Origin of the sequence: Leucobacter sp. PH1c, from assembly GCF_000633415.1 — a bacterium.
GTDB lineage: Bacteria > Actinomycetota > Actinomycetes > Actinomycetales > Microbacteriaceae > Leucobacter.
Map to the genome: position 1 here is coordinate 1 of NZ_AYMV01000015.1, position 16,861 is coordinate 16,861.

The window sequence follows — 16,861 nt, forward strand, 5'->3', positions numbered from 1 at the left end:
GATCGCACTCGCCTGAGTGCGTTGGGGCGGGGTGCTACGCGGGCTGCTCCGCGCGGGGCGCGGGCGGGGCGGAGTCCACATCCTCGTTATCGAAGGCCTGGCCGCGGCGCGGCGCGTTGTAGAGCTCCTCGTCGAGGATGCCCTCGCGCTTCGACACGATCGCTGGGACGAGCGCCTGGCCTGCCACGTTCACCGCGGTGCGGCCCATGTCGATGATCGGATCGACGGCGAGCAGCAGGCCGACGCCCTCGAGGGGCAGGCCGAGCGTCGAGAGCGTGAGCGTGAGCATCACGGTCGCGCCCGTCGTGCCGGCCGTCGCGGCCGAGCCGACCACCGAGACGAGCACGATGAGCAGGTACTGCACGAGCGTCAGGTCGATCCCGAAGAACTGCGCGATGAAGATCGCCGCCACCGCCGGGTAGATCGCGGCGCAGCCGTCCATCTTGGTCGTCGCGCCGAGCGGCACCGCGAAGGAGGCGTAGCCGCGCGGCACGCCGAGGTTCCGCTCGGTGACGCGCTGAGTGAGCGGGAGCGTGCCGATCGACGAGCGGCTCACGAAGCCGAGCTGCACGGCGGGCCACACGCCCGAGAAGTACTGCTTCACGGACAAGCCGTGCGCGCGGACGAGGATCGGGTAGACCACGAACAGTACGATCGCGAGGCCGAGGTAGAGCACCCCGACGAAGGCGGTGAGCGAGCCCATCTTGCTCCAGCCGTACTCGGCGACGGCGTTGCCGATGAGGCCGATCGTGCCGAGCGGCGCGATCCGGATGATCCACCACAGCACCTTCTGGATGATCGCGAGGGCCGACTCGGTGAGCGTGATGAACGGCTCGGCCTTCTCGCCGATCTTGAGCGCGGCGATACCGACCGCGACCGAGACGACGATCACCTGGAGCACGTTGAAGCTCGGGCTCGCGCTCAGGGCGCCGGTCTCGAGATCGGCGGATCCGCCGACCGTGAGGCCGAGGAAGTTGCCCGGCACGAGGCCCGTGAGGAAGTTCCACCAGGTGCCCACGGTGTACGGGTCGCCCGTCGCGAGCTCCGTCTGCGAGGCCACCGCGCCCGGGCGCAGGACGACGCCGAGCACGATTCCGATCGTGACCGCGATGAGCGCCGTGATCGCGAACCAGAGGAGCGTCTGGCCGGCGAGGCGGGCGGCGTTCGTGACCTTGCGGAGGCCCACGATGCTCGACACGATCGCGGTGAAGATGAGGGGCACCACGGCGGCGCGCAGCAGCGAGACGTAGCTGCCGCCGATCGTCGCGAGGGTGGCGTGCAGGCCGTTCGGGTTGTCCTCCGCGTCGGGGCCGATCGACATCGCGATGCCGCCGAGCACGAGGCCCAGCACCAGCGCGGCGAGGATCTGCCAGCCGAACGAGGTCATCCAGCGGGGGAGCCTGCGGCGGGTCGGGGGAGCGGATACTGCGGGAGAAGCCATGAGTGGGGGAGTCCTTTACGTGCGACAGCGGCGCGAACGCGCCTGGCCAACGGAGAGTGTAGCAATACATTCGCTTCGGTTATTCCAGCTATTGCAAACTGTTTCCCCGGCGGCCCCACTAGGCTGGGGGTATGGCTGATTCTTCGTTTGACGTGGTGAGCAAGATCGACTCCATGGAGGTCGAGAACGCGGTGAACCAGGCCCGCAAGGAAGTCGAGCAGCGCTACGACTTCAAGGGCGTGGGTGCCGACGTGACCCTGTCCGGTGAGACGATCCTGATCAAGGCGAACACCGAGGAGCGCGCACTCGCCGTGCTCGATGTGCTCCAGTCCAAGTTCATCAAGCGCTCGCTGTCGCTCAAGGCGCTCGACACCGGCGAGCCCTTCGCGAGCGGCAAGGAGTACCGCATCGAGTCGAAGCTCAAGGAGGGCATCGACCAGCCCACCGCGAAGAAGCTCAACAAGCTCATCCGCGACGAGGCGCCGAAGAGCGTGAAGTCGCAGATCCAGGGCGACGAGCTCCGCGTCTCCTCGAAGAGCCGCGATGATCTCCAGGCGACGATGGCGCTGCTCAAGGGCGCCGACGTCGAGGTCGCGCTGCAGTTCGTCAACTTCCGCTAGGCGGATGATGCCGGGCGTCGCGGTCCGCGACGCCCGGCGGCCCAGGCCGATTGGGGGAGCCATGCAGTTCGGGATCACGCGGCACGCCGCATCGTTCGGGATCGCCCCGCGCATCGCGCGCCGGGCCTCGGCGTTCGCGGCGGCGACGCTCCTTCTCGCGAGCGCGGGGCTGCTCGCGGGCTGCGCCCCCGAACCCGAGGCGAAGCCCACGCCCCCGACACAGACGAGCACCCCCAAGCCGAGCCCCGAGCCGGAGCCGACGACCCCGGAGGAGCCGGAGGAGGCGCCCTGGACGCGCTTCACGGATGCTCGGTTCCCGCAGAGCTTCGAGCTGCCCCCCGGGTGGAGCGCCGTCGAGCTCGGTGGGGACGCCGATCAGGGAATCTTCCAGTTCAGCATCGTCGACGCCCAGGGGGCTGAGCAGCTGTTCTTCGCGACCCGCATGACGGGGCTCGGCGGCGCCTGCGGCACGCTCCCGCAGCTCGAGCTCGTCGAGCTCGACAGCGTTCCCGTCGAGCTGCCCGGCTACGTCGCCGCACCCGACGGGGTCACGCAGCTCGTCGCGCCCCGCGTCGTCTTCCGCGCCGGGCAGGTGGCGGAGGGCGTCATCACGAGCCTCGCGCTCGCCGACGACGTGCCCGTCAACTCGTGCATGTTCTACAACCTGCTGCACACGCCCGAGGGGCTCGGCGTCTTCGCGGATCGCGGACAGGTCGACACGTACGACCCCGCGTCGCAGCGGCTCTTCGCGTCCATGGACGAGGCGCGCGCCTTCACGGAGACCGCGGAGTACGCGCAGCTCGTGCGGATCCTGAGCTCGCTGCACCTCGCCGGGTAGACGCGCGGCCGGGGCGGCCGGGCCCGCGGCTACACTGGCGACATGATCGGTGAGAACCTCCTCGGACCTGAACCCACGCGCCTCGCGCCCGATGCCGCGGCGGACGCGCTCGCCGCGGGCGCCGAGCCCGAGCAGGTCGTGCGCGCGCACCCCGAGTCGCCGCTCGCCTGGGCCGTGCTCGCCGACGCTGCCGCGGCGGAGGGGCGCGAGATCGAGGCGTACGCTTTCGCGCGCGTGGGCTACCACCGCGGCCTCGACGCGCTCCGCAAGTCGGGGTGGCGCGGCGCCGGTCCCGTGCCCTGGTCGCACGAGGCCAACCGCGGCGTGCTGCGGGCGCTCTACGCGCTGCGCCGGGGTGCTGCGGCGATCGGCGAGGATGCCGAGGTGGCTCGGCTCACCGAGTTCCTCGACGGCGCGGACCCGGACGCGATCGCGGCGATCGAGGGCTGATCGCGGGGGCGCGATCCGGCGCTACCGCACCCCCTCCATGAGGCGGAGGATCGGCTTCCGCGCGAGAAACAGCGCGGCGGCCACGACGATCGATGCGCCGCCGATCGTGAGGAAGTACGGCACCTCATCGCTCGGGTCGTAGAACGCGGAGAGCGAGCCCGATGCTGCCGAGCCGAGCGAGATCGACAGGAAGAACAGCGCCACCATCTGGGAGTGGAAGGCGCGGGGCGCGAGCTTCGTCGCGAGGGACTGGCCGACCGGAGACAGGCACAGCTCCGCGATCGTGAAGAGCAGCAGGATCCCCGCGAACGCGATGAGCGGGATCGTGCCGTTCGCGCTCCCCGCGAGCGGGATGAAGCACAGGAACGCGAGGCCCATGATGCCGGCGCCGAGCGAGAACTTCACCGGCGTGCTCGGCTGGCGGTCGCCGAGCTTCACCCACATCGCGGCGAAGACGCCCGCGAGCACGATGATGAAGACCGGGTTGATCGACTGCACCATGCTCGGCGGCAGCTCCCAGCCGAAGACGGTGCGGTTGAGCCGCTGATCCGCGTAGATCGCGAGCACGGTGAACTGCTGCTGGAACAGGGTCCAGAACACCGCCGAGGCGAAGAACAGCGGAATGAACGACGTGACCTGCCGCCGCTCCACCCGCGAGATCGAACGGCTCGAGAGGATCACGATGAACAGCGTGATCACCGCGATGACGATGAGCACCACGACGATGTCGGAGAGGTTCTCCGCCGTGACCCAGCCGGCGAGCACCGTCGCGGCGATCACGACGAGCGCCGCGCCGAAGATGAGGAGCCAGCGGGTGCGCTCGCGGGGCGAGAGCGGGTTCGCCGGGGCCGAGCTCGCCTCGCTCCGGGTGTGGCGCCGCAGCGCGACGTACTGGATGAGGCCGGCGGCCATGCCGATGGCGGCCAGTCCGAAGCCCCAGTGGAAGCCCTGCCAGCCCCAGAGCGCGCTCGTGGCGAGCGGGCCGAGCAGGCCGCCGATGTTGACGCCCATGTAGTAGATCGAGAACGCGGCGTCGCGGCGCTGGTCGGTCTTCTCGTACAGGTCGCCGAGCACGGTCGAGGTCGTGGTCTTCAGCGACCCCGATCCGAGCGCGACGCACACGAGGCCAACGGCGAGACCCGTGACGCCCGGCAGCAGCGCCAGCGCGATGTGCCCGGCCATGATGAGGCAGGCCGCGGCGAGCAGCGTGCGCTCAGCGCCGAGCACGCGGTCGGCCACCCAGCCGCCGAGCACTGCGGAGAGGTAGACGAGCCCGCCGTACGCGCCGACGATCGAGGTGGCCGCGGTCTGCGAGAGGCCGAGGCCGCCGTCGGTGACGGAGTAGTACAGGTAGTAGGCGAGGAGCGCCTGCATGCCGTAGAAGCTGAAGCGCTCCCACATCTCGACGCCGGCGAGGTTCGCGAGCCCCCACGGGTGGCCGAAGAAGCCGCGTGACCGGGGTCGTTCGGCGGACGTGGAGGCGTGGTGAGTAGGCATGTGTCCCTTCAGGGGACGGCCCCCTTCACGCTCCAGGGTACTCGCGCACCGGTGGGCGGCGCAGGCGGGCGTCGATGTCGCGCAGCGCGGGCTCGAGCTCCGGCCAGGCGAACGTGTAGCCGGCCTCGAGGAGCGCGGCGGGCGGCGCCCACCGGCTCTTCAGCACCATCTCCGTCTCCGTGCGCAGTGCCCACGTCGCCGGCTCGAGCATCCAGCGGAACGCGGGCAGGCCGAGCGGGACCCCGACCGTGCGCCGCAGGGTGCGCATGAGCGTGCGGTTGTCGCTCACGCCCGGCGCGGCGACGTTGAGGGGCCCGCTCAGCTGGGGCGAGGCGAGCGCGAAGCGCACGACCCCCACGAAGTCGTCGATGTGCACCCAGGTGAAGCGCTGCCTGCCGTGGGTGCGGCGCCAGTTCGGCCGCTCGGCGGACGTCGGCTGCTCGCCGATGCCGCGGTACCGCCGGTGCCCCCACCAGGGGCCGTCGATCTGCGTTCCGCCGATGCCCCAGCGGGCGAGGCGGAAGAGCAGCCGCGTCGCCGGGCCGTTGCCGAGCACGATCGAGGTGCGGAGGGCGACCCGGCGTGTCTCCGGCAGCTCCGCGGCGAAGAACGCCCGCTCCCACGAGCGCGCGACGTCCACGGAGAACCCCGTGCCGAGCTCGCCCCCTGCCTCGGTCTGCGGTCGGTCCATCGCGTGCCGATAGATCGTGGTGGTGCTCGCGTTGAGCCAGACCCTCGGGGGCCGCGTGCTCGCCGCGATGGCGTCGGACAGCGCCCGGGTGGTGTCGAGGCGCGAGCGGAGGATCTCGTCGCGGTTCGCGTCCGTGTACCGGCAGTCGACACTCTTTCCGGCCAGGCCGATCACGGCGTCGGCGCCGTCGACGAGTGCAAGGATCCCCACCGGATCGTCCCAGGCGGCGTCGGCGCCCGCGCGGCCGATCGTTGCGACCTCCCAGCCGTCCGCCGCGAGCTCCGCCGCGAGCCGGGTGCCGAGGAAGCCGGACGCGCCGCCGATCACGAGTCTGCGCGGTGAGTGTGGCATGACGCTCCTCCCGGGCCGCGGTGCGGCCGCTCCGCTCAGCCTAGCCGGGGTCGTGCCGGAACGGGGCCGCACCCGATTGCGGGCGCCGGCTCACGCAAAATCCCTGATCCACTGCCGGAAAGGCCGGATCCGGGTGAGCTCGTCCGGGGCTCCGGGTAGACTGGGTCGGTATCTGCCTAGTGCGAAGGAAGGGGCTGAAATGCCCGCAGTGCTCATCACCGGTGCCCAGTGGGGCGATGAGGGCAAGGGGCGCGCGACCGATCTGCTCGGAAGCCGCGTCGACTACGTCGTCAAGTTCAACGGCGGCAACAACGCCGGTCACACTGTCGTGATCGGAGACCAGAAGTACGCCCTGCACCTGCTCCCGTCGGGCATCCTCACGCCGGGCGTCGTGCCGGTCATCGCGAACGGCGTGGTCGTCGACCTCGCCGTGCTGAAGCTCGAGCTCGACGCGCTCAAGGAGCGCGGTGTCGACGTCTCGAAGCTGAAGGTGAGCGCCAACGCGCACGTCATCACCGAGTACCACCGCACGCTCGACAAGGTCACCGAGCGCTTCCTCGGCAAGCGCCAGATCGGCACGACGGGGCGCGGCATCGGCCCCGCCTACGCCGACAAGATCAACCGCGTCGGCATCCGCATCCAGGACATCTTCGACGAGGGCATCCTGCGCCAGAAGGTGGAGGCAGCGCTCGAGTTCAAGAACCAGGTGCTCGTCAAGATCTACAACCGTCGCGCGATCAACGCCGACGAGGTCGTCGCCGACCTCTTGAGCTACCGCGAGCTGCTCGAGCCGATGGTGTGCGACACCGGGCTGCTGCTCCACAACGCGCTCGCCGAGGACAAGACGGTGCTCTACGAGGCCGGCCAGGCGACGATGCTCGACATCGATCACGGCACCTACCCGTTCGTCACGAGCTCGAACGCCACCTCGGGCGGCGCGGCCACCGGCTCCGGGGTGCCCCCGCACAAGATCGACCGCATCATCGCGGTCATCAAGGCGTACACCACGCGCGTGGGCTCGGGCCCGTTCCCGACGGAGCTGTTCGACGAGATGGGCGAGTTCCTCCAGACCAAGGGGGGCGAGTTCGGCGTCACCACCGGTCGCGCCCGCCGCTGCGGCTGGTACGACGCTCCCATGGCCCGCTACGCGGCGCGCATCAACGGGGTCACCGACTTCGTGCTCACGAAGCTCGATGTGCTCTCGGGGCTCAAGACCATCCCCGTCTGCGTCGCCTACGACGTGAACGGCGTGCGCCACGACGAGATGCCGGTCAACCAGTCCGACTTCCACCACGCCGTGCCGGTGTACCAGGAGTTCCCGGGCTGGGACGAGGACATCACGGGCTGCCGCAGCTTCGACGAACTGCCGAAGAACGCGCAGGACTACATCGTCGCCCTCGAAGCGATGAGCGGTGCGCGCTTCTCCGCGGTCGGCGTCGGCCCGGAGCGCGAGCAGGTCGTCGAGCTGCACGATCTCCTGGATTCGGCCGCGGAATGAGCGAGCCCACTCCCGTCGAGCGGCTCGACCGCCTGCGCTCCAGCATCGACAACATCGATGCGGCGCTCGTGCACATGCTCGCCGAGCGCTTCCGCTGCACGCAGGAGGTGGGCCTCCTGAAGGCCGAGAACGAGATGCCCGCGTCCGATCCGTCGCGCGAGGCCCGGCAGATCGCCCGCCTGCGCAGCCTGGCAGAGGACGCGCACCTCGATCCCGAGTTCGCGGAGAAGTGGTTCAACTTCGTCGTCGCCGAGGTGATCCAGCACCACACGCAGATCGCCTCCGAGCGCTGACGCGCGGGGCTCGATCCCGCTCGGAGCGCGCAGCGCCCACCCGCGATCGGGTGGGCGCTGCCGCGTTTTCCCCTGAGTGAGGCATGCCTGTGCTGTGCTGCGAGAATGCCTCTCCTCGGAGACAATAGGGGCATGAAGAAGCTCCGCCGCGCCGCGCGCGCGTACCCCGCCGTCGCCGCAACGCTCGTCGTCGGCGTCGTCGGTCTGCTCCTCCTGGCGACGCCGGGGCGCGACGCGGCGCCGGGCATCGTCGGCGGCTACGCGCTCCTCATCGCCGCCTGGCAGGCCGTCGAGATGGTGCGGCAGCTGCTCCGAGGCCACGCGGGCCTCGACATCCTCGCGGTCACCGCGATCGTCGCCGCCGTGCTCGTTGGCGAGCCCTGGGCCGCCCTCGTCGTGGTGCTCATGCTGACGGGCGGCGAGGCTCTCGAGGACTACGCGGAGAACCGCTCGAAGCGCGAGCTCACGGCCCTCCTCGACCGCGCCCCGAGCCGGGCCACGCGAGTGCTGCCCGGCCAGCTCGACGAGGACGGGGGCGAGCGCACCGAGGACGTTGAGGTGCAGGAGATCCTCGTCGGCGACACGCTGCTCGTGCGCCCGGGCACGCTCGTGCCGGTCGACGCGATCCTGCTCGATCACGGCGCCTCCTTCGACGAGTCGTCCCTCACGGGCGAGAGCCTGCCCGTCGAGCGCGCGGCGGGGGAGAAGATCGCCTCGGGCGTGATCAACGGGCCCGTCGCGGTGCGGATGCGGGCGACCGCGCTCGCGAGCGACAGCCAGTACCAGCAGATCGTGCGGCTCGTCGAGGAAGCGCAGGGGAGCAAGGCGCGCACGGTGCGCATGGCGGACCGCTACGCCGTGCCGTTCACGCTGCTCTCGCTCGCGATCGCGGGCATCGCATGGGCGGTGAGCGGCGACGCCGTGCGCTTCGCGGAGGTGCTCGTCGTCGCGACGCCCTGCCCGCTCCTCATCGCGGCCCCCGTCGCGTTCCTCGGGGGCATGAGCCGCGCCGCGAAGGCCGGCCTCATCGTGAAGGGCGGCGGCACGCTCGAACAGCTCGCGCGGGTGCGCTCGGCGGCCTTCGATAAGACGGGCACGCTCACCACGGGCAAGCCCGAGCCGCGGCGGATCGTAGCGCAGCCCGGGTTCTCCGAGGACGAGGTGCTGCAGCTCGCGGCCTCGGCCGAGGTCTTCTCCTCGCACGTGCTCGCGAGCGCCGTCGTCGCCTCGGCGAAGGCGCGCGGCCTCGCCCTCCTCGGCGTCGACGCGGCCGAGGAGTACGCCACGAACGGCGTCGAGGCGGGCACCCCGGCCGGCACGGTGCGCGTGGGCAAGCCCGCCTGGGTCGCCGAGGCCGCGCCCGAGCTGCGCCACGTGGGCCTCGAACCCGGCGAGCTCGCCATCTACGTGGCGCTCGACGACCGCTTCGCCGGCACGCTCGTGATGCGGGACCGCCTCCGGGACGATGCCGTCGAGACGGTCTCCGAGCTGCACGAGCTCGGCGTGGAGCGCATGATCATGGTGACGGGCGACGTCGCGGCCACCGCGAACCCCCTCGCCGCGCAGCTCCGGATCGGTGAGGTGCACGCCGAGTGCACACCGGCGGACAAGGTGCGGATCGTCGCCGATGTGCAGCCGCGCCCCCTCCTCATGACGGGCGACGGCCTGAACGACGCCCCCGTCCTCGCCGCGGCCGACGTGGGTTTCGCGATGGGCGCGCGGGGCTCGACGGCGGCGAGCGAGTCGGCCGACGTGGTCAACCGCTTCGACCGGATCGGCGGCGTGGCCGACGCGGTGCGGATCGGTCGCGACACGGTGCGCATCGCCGTGCAGAGCATCTGGCTCGGCATCGCGTTCAGCGTCGTGCTCATGCTGGTCGCCGCGTTCGGCTTCCTCCCGGCGCTGTTCGGCGCGTGGATGCAGGAGCTCGTCGACCTCGTCGCGATCCTGGGTGCGCTCCGGGCGATCCGGGGCCCGCGCGGCCCGCGTCGCTCGACGGACGCGGCGGTCGCGGGCGTCCCCGAGGCCGCTACTCGCCCGCGGGGCTGAGCGCCCGCGCCCGCGCGATCGCGTCGAGCACCCGCTCGCGCAGGGCGTTGCCGCGCTCCGCGAAGCCCCGCTGCAGCCGCGCGTACGTGCGCTTGCCGGCGCTCGTCTCGATCGGGATCGGGGTGAGCGGCGCGCCGTCGGCACCCGTGTAGCCCGTGACGTCGTAGGGGGACGCGCGCATGTCGACCTCGCGGATGTCCCTGGCGAGCACGAAGGTGTCGAGGAGCAGCTCGCCCGGCACGATGGGGCCGAGCTTCGACGCCCACTTGTACACGTCCATCCCGGCGTGGAGGCAGCCCGACTGCTCGAGCGCCGGCTGGGTCTCGCGGCTCGGGCGCAGCGTGTTGAGCGGCACCGCGTCGGGGGTGAAGAAGCGGTAGGCGTCGAAGTGCGAGCAGCCGATCGTGTGCGTCTCCACGACGGCATCCGTCGCCGCGTGCCCGATCCGGAGCGGCAGCGCGCTGTGCCGCAGCTGCTCGGGGGTGAGGCGGTAGACCATCGCCCACTCGTGCAGGCCGAAGCAGCCGAACTTCGGCGTGTGCGCGAGCGTGGCGGCGAGGAGCTGCTCCACGTAGTCGACCGTGCCGCCCCGCCGCGCGAAGAAGGCCGGGAGGTCGACCGCCGCCGCCGATCCCGCCGCGCGGTAGTGGCGCCACGCGGAGCGCTCCGCCGCGGCGCCGTCGAGCTGCACGCCGGCGCCCGGGTGCCAGCGGCGCAGCTCGCCGGGCTTCACGGAGTAGTACGTCCACAGGAAGTCCTCGATCGGGTGCTTCTCGCGGAGCCGGGTGCGGGCGCGGTGGCCCGCCGTGAGGGCGTCGGCGCGCTCCTCGTGCGCGCGCTCCCGATCGCGCCACGCATCCGCGGTGAGCAGCACCGGCGCCGGTGCAGCGGCGGTCATCGGCCGCGCAGCCGGTCGAGATCGCGCCGCTCGCGCTTGGTGGGGCGGCCCGCGCCGGGATCCCGCACGATCGCCGCGGGGCGCTCCTCCCGCGGCGGCGGGGGCGGGGTGAGATCCTCGAAGTGCTTGGCCGCGTCCGCGGCGCTCCCGCGGCGCACGGTGAGCCCCGTCACGCGGTAGATGCGCTCGAATCCGTGCAACCGCACGCGCACCTCGTCGCCGATCCGCACGGGCTGCGCGGCCTTCGCCGCGGCGCCGTTGACGCGCACGTGACCGGCCCGGCAGGCCGCGGTGGCCTGGCTGCGGGTCTTCGCGAGGCGCACGCCCCACACCCACGTGTCTACCCGCACACTGTCACCGGCCATAGACTCGATGGTACCGAGACATGATGAGCGTCGCGCTCGGGTGCCGCGGCGCCGCTCGGACAGGGATCACCGACCGCCGGGAGACGCATGGAGTACGAGACGATCGGCGAGCCGGTCGACACCGAGCTCGAGATCTCGCGATCCCGCTTCCTGACCCGGCTGGAGCGCGTCGAGTCCGAGGACGAGGCGCGCGCGGTGATCGCGCGGATCCGTGCGGAGCACCCGCGCGCGCGGCACCACTGCTCCGCGTTCGTGATCGGCCCCGAGTCGCGGATCCAGCGCTCGAACGACGACGGCGAGCCGAGCGGCACCGCGGGCGCGCCCATGCTCGACGCCCTCACCTCGGCCGGCGTGAGCGACGTCGTCGCCGTGGTCACCCGCTACTTCGGCGGCGTGCTGCTCGGCGCGGGCGGCCTCACCCGCGCCTACCGGGCCGCCGTCGCGGAGGCCGTGCTGCGCGCGCGGCGCGTGCCGCGCGCGATCCGGCACGAGGTCACGGTGCACTGCGCCTACGACGTCGCCGCGCAGATCGAGGCGGAGGCCCGGCGCCGGGGCTACGGCATCGGGACGGCGGAGTACAGCGACCACATCGCGCAGCGCTTCCACGTCGCCGAGCGGGAGATCGCTCCGCTCGCGGAGCTCGCGGCGGAGCTGAGCGCGGGGGCGGCGGAGCTCGATCGCGGCACGGCGGAGTACGTCGACCTCGCCACCTAGCCTCCGCGTCGGTCCTGTCAGGGGTGCGCGGTACGCTCGTGGGGTGGAGTACTGGGCAGAAATCGTCGGGCAGCCCGAGGCCGTCGGGGCGCTGCAGCGCGCCGCCGAGCCCGATGCTGTCGTCGCGCACGCGTGGCTCATCACGGGCCCGCCCGGCTCGGGGCGCTCGAATCTCGCGTTCCGTTTCGCGGCGGCGCTCATCGCCCGGCACGCGGAGGAGCGCGCGCACGTCTTCGAGCAGGTGCGCGCCCGCACGCACCCGGACCTCGGGGTGCTCACCACTCAGAAGCTGCTCATCGACATCCGGGCGGCCCGCGAGATCGTCACGACCGCGCACTACGCGCCGGCCGAGGGGCGCTACCGGGTGATCGTCATCGAGGACGCGGATCGGATGCCCGAGCGCACGTCGAACGTGCTGCTCAAGGCGCTCGAGGAGCCGCCGGAGCGCACGATCTGGATCCTGTGCGCGCCGAGCGAGGCGGATCTGCTCCCCACGATCCGCTCCCGCACGCGCTCGCTGCGCCTCGCGACGCCGAGCCCGGAGGATATCGCCCGCCTGCTTCACGAGCGTGACGGCATCGACCCGGACGCCGCGGAGCGCGCTGCCCGGCTCGCTCAGAGCCACATCGGCATGGCGCGGCGCCTCGCATCGGATCCGGAGGCGCTCGCGCGCCGGGACCGGAGCGTCGAGCTCGCGCTCGGCATCGCGACGCTCGGCGACGCGATGCGCGCAGCGGCGGCGCTCGTGAAGGTCGCGGAGGCCGATGCGGCGGCGCTCACGGAGGAGCGGGACGCGCGGGAGCGCGAGGACGCGCTGCGGAGCCTGGGGCTGGCCCCGGGCGCGGCGATCCCGCCGCAGATGCGCGCCCAGATCCGTGCGCTCGAGGAGGACCAGAAACGACGGGCGACGCGGAGCCTCCGCGACGGGATCGACCGGATCCTCACGGACCTGCTCTCCGTCACCCGGGACATCCTGCTGCTCGCGCTCACGACACGGGCGGCCGCAGACGCGGCCGAGCGCGCCCCCGGCGGGGCCGCTGCGGCCGGTGGCGCCGCAGCGTCCACCGAGCCCGGCTTCGAGGTGATCAACCGGGAGCAGCTCCCGCGGATCGCGGATCGCGCGGAGCGGTGGGGACCGGAGCGCGCGCTCGCGGTCGTCTCCGCCGTGGAGACTGCCCGCGAGCGGCTCGGCCGCGGCATCACCCCCGGGCTCGTGCTCGAGGCGCTGTTCGCGCGCATCATTGCGGTGGAGGAGGGCTGATGGCACGGATGACGACCGCCGCGCGGCGCACCGGGATCGTGCGGGCGGCGCTCGCCCTCGGTGCGGTCGCCGCGCTCGCGGGCTGCTCGCTGCTGCCCGGGCTCGGCGGCGCGCGCGAGGCCGCGGCCCCCGCGCTCCCCGAGGCCCCGAGCGGTTCGGCCGCGAGCTTCTCCGAGCAGGACCCCGAGTGGCAGTCCTGCGGCGACGGGATGCAGTGCGCCGATGTGTTCGCGCCGCTCGACTGGGCGGAGCCCGCGGGGGAGACGATCACCGTGCGCCTCGTGAAGCACCCCGCCACGGGCACGGAGCGGCTCGGCACGCTCTTCATCAACCCGGGCGGGCCCGGCGCATCGGGCGCCGGCTACGTGATGGACAGCATCGACCGGGTGGTGCAGCCGGAGCTCCAGGCGGCCTACGACGTCATCGGCTGGGACCCGCGGGGCGTGGGCGACTCCACCCCCGTGCACTGCCTCGACGCGGCCGAGATGGACCGCTTCTTGTACGGCGACGACTCGGCGACGGCCGGGCTCGAGCGCGGCAGCGACGCGTGGATCGCGGCGGCCCTCGCCGAGCGCGAGGGCTTCGAGGCCGCGTGCGCCGAGGAGAACGGCGCCCTGCTCGCCCACGTCGCGACGAGCGATACCGTGCAGGATCTCGAGATGCTGCGCGGGATCGTGGGCGACCCGAAGCTCTCGTACCTCGGGTTCTCCTACGGCACGTACATCGGTGCGCGCTACGCCGACGCGTATCCCGACCGCGTCGGCCGCCTCGTGCTCGACGGCGCGATGGACCCCACCGCGACCATGAGCGACGTGGTGCGCGAGCAGACGATCGGCTTCGAGCAGGCGCTCCGCGCCTACACCGCCGACTGCCTCGAACGGCGTGGCTGCCCGCTCAGCGGCTCCGTCGACGCGGGGATGGCGCAGATCAGCGCGCTGCTCGACCGGGTCGACGCGCAGCCGCTGCGCGCCTCCGACGGGCGCACCGTGACCTCGGGCGTCGCGGTCACGGCGATCGTGCTGCCGCTCTACTCGCAGGACATGTGGGGCTACCTCGACCGGCTCTTCTCCTCGCTCGCCGTCGACGACCCGGACGTCGCCCTGGCGCTCGCCGATGCGTACAACGATCGCGTCGACGGGGTCTACCAGAGCAACTCTTTCGAGGCGTTCTCCGCGATCAACTGCCTCGACTACCCGAACGAGTCCGATCCCGAGCGGATGCGCGCCGACGCGGCCGAGCTCGCCGAGATCGCGCCCACGATCGGCCGGTTCCAGGGCTACGGCGACCTGGCCTGCGCAACCTGGCCCGTGCCGAGCGTCGCCGAGCGCACGCCCGTGTCCGCCCCGGGGGCGGCGCCGATCCTCGTCGTGGGGACCACGGGCGATCCCGCGACCCCGTATCGCTGGGCCGAGTCGCTCGCGGAGCAGCTCGAGAGCGGCCACCTCATCACCTACGTGGGCGAGGGGCACACCGCCGCGACGACGAGCTCGTGCGTCGCCGACATCGTGAGCGAGTACCTCCTCACGGGGGCCGTGCCCGCATCGGATCCCCGCTGCACGGAGTAGACGCGCCGTCGGTGTGCGATGTGGCCCGCTCCTCGTGCTAGAGTTATTGCTTGTGCGCGAGAGCAATCCCGCGCCAGGCCGCCTTAGCTCAGTCGGTAGAGCGATTCACTCGTAATGAATAGGTCACCAGTTCGATTCTGGTAGGCGGCTCCACTCCGGCCCCGGTTCTCACCGGGGCCGTTTGCGTTCCCCGGCCGATTCGGGCGCCGCCGCTCGGGCGGTTAGGCTACCAGCGTGACCACGTCGTCAAAGCCCCGCATCGCACTCTGGGACAACGCGCGCTTCGCGCTCATCGTGCTCGTCGTGGTGGCGCACGCCGTGTCGACCGCGCGCTCGGACACGGCGCTCGGCTTCGGCCTCTACGCCTTCGTGTACCTCTTCCACATGCCCGCGATGATCCTCCTCTCCGGGCTGTTCTCGCGACCGGAGACGGACCTCAGGGGCGTGCGCTCGACGATCCAGCTGATCGTCACCTGGGGGCTCTGGGAGGGCATCTGGGCCGTGATCCGCTTCGCCGTCGAGGGGCGCACGCCGGGGTCGTCGTTCCTCGTCGGCCCCGCATGGACGCTCTGGTTCCTCGTGACGCTCGCCACGATGCGGATCATGCTCCCCTTCCTCGCCCGGCTGCGGCATCCCCTGCTGGTGTCGATCGGGCTCGCGCTCGGCGCGGGCCTGCTGCCCGGGATCGGCGGCGACTTCTCCGCCTCCCGCACCCTCTGCTTCCTGCCCTTCTTCGTGGCCGGCTGGCTCATCCGCGACCGCGGGTGGCTCGCCGGGGAGTGGTTCACGACGCCGAGCCGTGGCCTCCGCGCGGGCGCCTGGGCCGTGCTCGGCGCGGTGGCGCTCGGCTTCGCGCTCGTGCCCGGGCTGCGCGAGTTCTGGCGCATCGATCGCTGGCTCACCTGGCGCGACGACTTCGCGTGGCTGTTCGCGAACGCGCCGATCGGCGAGTGGCAGCCCGACTCCTGGGCCGGGATCGCGCTCGGCGGCCTGCTCGTGCGGGCGGCGCTCCTCCTCGCCGCGGCCGTGCTGACCCTCGCGGTGCTCATCGTCGTGCCGCGCGGCCACGGCGTCGCGACCGAGTGGGGCACCCGCACCCTCGCCGTCTACCTGCTGCACGGCCCGATCATCTACGCGCTCCGCGAGAGCGGCGCAGTGGCCGCGATCAGCGGCTTGGGCTGGCCCGGAGTCCTCGTGCTCGTCGCGATCGGCGCCGCCGTTGCGGTCGTGCTCTCGGGCGCGTGGGTGTCCCGGCTCGCCCGCCCGCTGATCGCGCCGAGCGTCGACCGGATCTGGGCGCCCGAGGCCGCGCCGCGGCGCACCGCGCGCGGGTGAGGCACGCGGGCGCAGAGCGCCCGGGTGCGACGCCGAGCGAGTCGGCTAGGCCGCGGCTCGGCGCGTGCGCAGCTCGCGTGCGCTGAGCCCGTAGAGCTCCTCGAGCGCGCGCCGCATGCTCGTGCTCGAGCCGAAGCCGGCGCGCTCCGCGACCTCGGCCGTGCTCATGCCGTCGAAGCGCGCGTCCTGCAGCAGGGCCCGCGCGACCCGCGCGCGCTCCCGCCGGATCTCGCCCGCGACCGAGCTCCGCGCCTCCGCGAAAACGCCCTGGAGGCGCCGCAGCGAGATGTTGAGGCCATCGGCGAGCTCCTGGGGCGAGAGCCGCACCTCGCCGCTGCGCTCGGCGATCGCCGCGAGCGCCCGCGAGCGCAGCGACCCGTGGGGGCCGCCGGGCCCGCCGTTCGGCTGCTGCCGCCCGAGCACGAGGGTGCCGGCCATGTCGAGCACCTGCCGGTCGACGATCTGGCTGTCGGACTCGGACGCTGGCTCGGGGTTGCGCACGAGGTCGGTGAGGAGCGCCTGCATCGCCCGCTCGGGCATGCGGAGCTCGGAGCCGATGCTGACGGTGTCGGCGAGCATCGGCACGTAGGCGAGGAGCGCCTCGCGCGGAACGCGCGCGACGATGAACCGCCAGTCGGTGATGAAGCGCACGCGATGGGGGAGGCCGCTCGGCGCGATCATGAGGGGGCCCGCCGAGGAGCGCCAGGCGCTGCCGTCGAGGTACTCGAACTCGCCCTCCTCGACGAAGATGATGTCGATCGTGGGGAAGCCGGGGCGCAGCGGCCGCCGCTCGATCTCCGACGCCGTACCCCACGCCTCGATCACGAGGAGCGCGCCGAACGCGCGGACGTGGGCGTTCACGCCGTGGGCGCCGCCCACCCCGCGCACGCCGGTCTGGGAGATCTCGCGGGAACCGTACGCGGTGATGGAGCGCGCGGGGAGACCCTCGACGCCGGGGGCGCTTCGCGCATCATTGGGAGCTTCTGCCACGGAGA

At 72.4% G+C, this 16,861-nt stretch carries 16 protein-coding genes and 1 tRNA gene; 11 read left to right on the top strand and 6 right to left on the bottom strand.

Translation table 11 applies throughout. The features are described 5' to 3' along the window. Positions 1–34: 34 nt before the first annotated feature. Complete coding sequence (locus U874_RS0104795) at positions 35–1,441, bottom strand: dicarboxylate/amino acid:cation symporter (RefSeq protein ID WP_025133410.1); 1,407 nt, start codon at positions 1,439–1,441, stop codon at positions 35–37. 131 nt (positions 1,442–1,572) lie between these two features. On the opposite strand from U874_RS0104795, the gene U874_RS0104800 reads away from it, so the two are divergent. The 3 genes from U874_RS0104800 to U874_RS0104810 all read left to right on the top strand — a co-directional run bounded on the left by U874_RS0104800 (position 1,573) and on the right by U874_RS0104810 (position 3,349). Further along, complete coding sequence (locus U874_RS0104800; protein ID WP_025133411.1) at positions 1,573–2,061, top strand: YajQ family cyclic di-GMP-binding protein; 489 nt, start codon at positions 1,573–1,575, stop codon at positions 2,059–2,061. 61 nt (positions 2,062–2,122) lie between these two features. Next, positions 2,123–2,899 carry a hypothetical protein gene (locus U874_RS0104805; protein ID WP_025133412.1) on the top strand — a complete coding sequence of 259 codons (777 nt, stop codon included), beginning with the start codon at positions 2,123–2,125 and terminating at the stop codon, positions 2,897–2,899. Positions 2,900–2,941: 42 nt separating this feature from the next. Beyond that, on the top strand, positions 2,942–3,349 hold the full coding sequence (locus U874_RS0104810) for a DUF3151 domain-containing protein (protein WP_025133413.1): 408 nt from the start codon (positions 2,942–2,944) through the stop codon (positions 3,347–3,349). 21 nt (positions 3,350–3,370) lie between these two features. Here the strand turns inward: U874_RS0104810 and U874_RS0104815 are convergent, their stop codons facing one another. Further along, on the bottom strand, positions 3,371–4,846 hold the full coding sequence (locus tag U874_RS0104815) for a peptide MFS transporter (protein WP_025133414.1): 1,476 nt from the start codon (positions 4,844–4,846) through the stop codon (positions 3,371–3,373). A 25-nt stretch (positions 4,847–4,871) separates the two neighbouring features. Further along, entirely contained in the window at positions 4,872–5,888 is a 1,017-nt protein-coding gene (locus U874_RS0104820) for an epimerase (protein WP_025133415.1), read from the bottom strand. Positions 5,889–6,087: 199 nt separating this feature from the next. Between U874_RS0104820 and U874_RS0104825 the strand changes: the two genes are divergently transcribed. The 3 genes from U874_RS0104825 (at position 6,088) to U874_RS0104835 (ending at position 9,728) form a co-directional block, all read left to right on the top strand. Then, on the top strand, positions 6,088–7,386 hold the full coding sequence (locus U874_RS0104825; protein ID WP_025133416.1) for an adenylosuccinate synthase: 1,299 nt from the start codon (positions 6,088–6,090) through the stop codon (positions 7,384–7,386). Beyond that, a complete protein-coding gene (locus U874_RS0104830; RefSeq protein ID WP_025133417.1) occupies positions 7,383–7,679 on the top strand; it encodes a chorismate mutase in 297 nt (98 codons plus the stop codon). The genes U874_RS0104825 and U874_RS0104830 overlap by 4 nt, the downstream gene beginning before the upstream one ends. A 132-nt stretch (positions 7,680–7,811) precedes the next feature. Beyond that, on the top strand, positions 7,812–9,728 hold the full coding sequence (locus U874_RS0104835; RefSeq protein ID WP_025133418.1) for a heavy metal translocating P-type ATPase: 1,917 nt from the start codon (positions 7,812–7,814) through the stop codon (positions 9,726–9,728). On the opposite strand, the gene U874_RS0104840 is transcribed toward U874_RS0104835, so the two are convergent. Both U874_RS0104840 and U874_RS0104845 read right to left on the bottom strand, forming a co-directional pair. Continuing rightward, positions 9,709–10,626 carry a hypothetical protein gene (locus tag U874_RS0104840; protein ID WP_025133419.1) on the bottom strand — a complete coding sequence of 306 codons (918 nt, stop codon included), beginning with the start codon at positions 10,624–10,626 and terminating at the stop codon, positions 9,709–9,711. The genes U874_RS0104835 and U874_RS0104840 overlap by 20 nt on opposite strands. Continuing rightward, positions 10,623–10,991 (bottom strand): RNA-binding S4 domain-containing protein, encoded by a 369-nt coding sequence (locus U874_RS0104845; protein WP_025133420.1) that lies wholly within the window; start codon positions 10,989–10,991, stop codon positions 10,623–10,625. The genes U874_RS0104840 and U874_RS0104845 overlap by 4 nt, the downstream gene beginning before the upstream one ends. Positions 10,992–11,078: 87 nt before the next feature. Between U874_RS0104845 and U874_RS0104850 the strand changes: the two genes are divergently transcribed. From U874_RS0104850 to U874_RS0104870, 5 genes are all read left to right on the top strand, one after another. Then, on the top strand, positions 11,079–11,705 hold the full coding sequence (locus U874_RS0104850) for a YigZ family protein (RefSeq protein ID WP_025133421.1): 627 nt from the start codon (positions 11,079–11,081) through the stop codon (positions 11,703–11,705). A 43-nt stretch (positions 11,706–11,748) separates the two neighbouring features. Beyond that, positions 11,749–12,966, top strand: a complete 1,218-nt coding sequence (locus U874_RS0104855) for a DNA polymerase III subunit delta' (protein WP_025133422.1) — start codon at positions 11,749–11,751, stop codon at positions 12,964–12,966. Next, positions 12,966–14,531 carry an alpha/beta hydrolase gene (locus tag U874_RS0104860; protein WP_025133423.1) on the top strand — a complete coding sequence of 522 codons (1,566 nt, stop codon included), beginning with the start codon at positions 12,966–12,968 and terminating at the stop codon, positions 14,529–14,531. The genes U874_RS0104855 and U874_RS0104860 overlap by 1 nt, the downstream gene beginning before the upstream one ends. Before the next feature lie 77 nt (positions 14,532–14,608). After that, positions 14,609–14,684 (top strand) — tRNA-Thr (locus tag U874_RS0104865). A gap of 81 nt (positions 14,685–14,765) precedes the next feature. Further along, positions 14,766–15,866 (top strand): acyltransferase family protein, encoded by a 1,101-nt coding sequence (locus U874_RS0104870; protein ID WP_025133424.1) that lies wholly within the window; start codon positions 14,766–14,768, stop codon positions 15,864–15,866. 45 nt (positions 15,867–15,911) lie between these two features. Here the strand turns inward: U874_RS0104870 and U874_RS14690 are convergent, their stop codons facing one another. Further along, on the bottom strand, positions 15,912–16,856 hold the full coding sequence (locus U874_RS14690; RefSeq protein ID WP_025133425.1) for a helix-turn-helix domain-containing protein: 945 nt from the start codon (positions 16,854–16,856) through the stop codon (positions 15,912–15,914). Positions 16,857–16,861 lie beyond the last annotated feature (5 nt).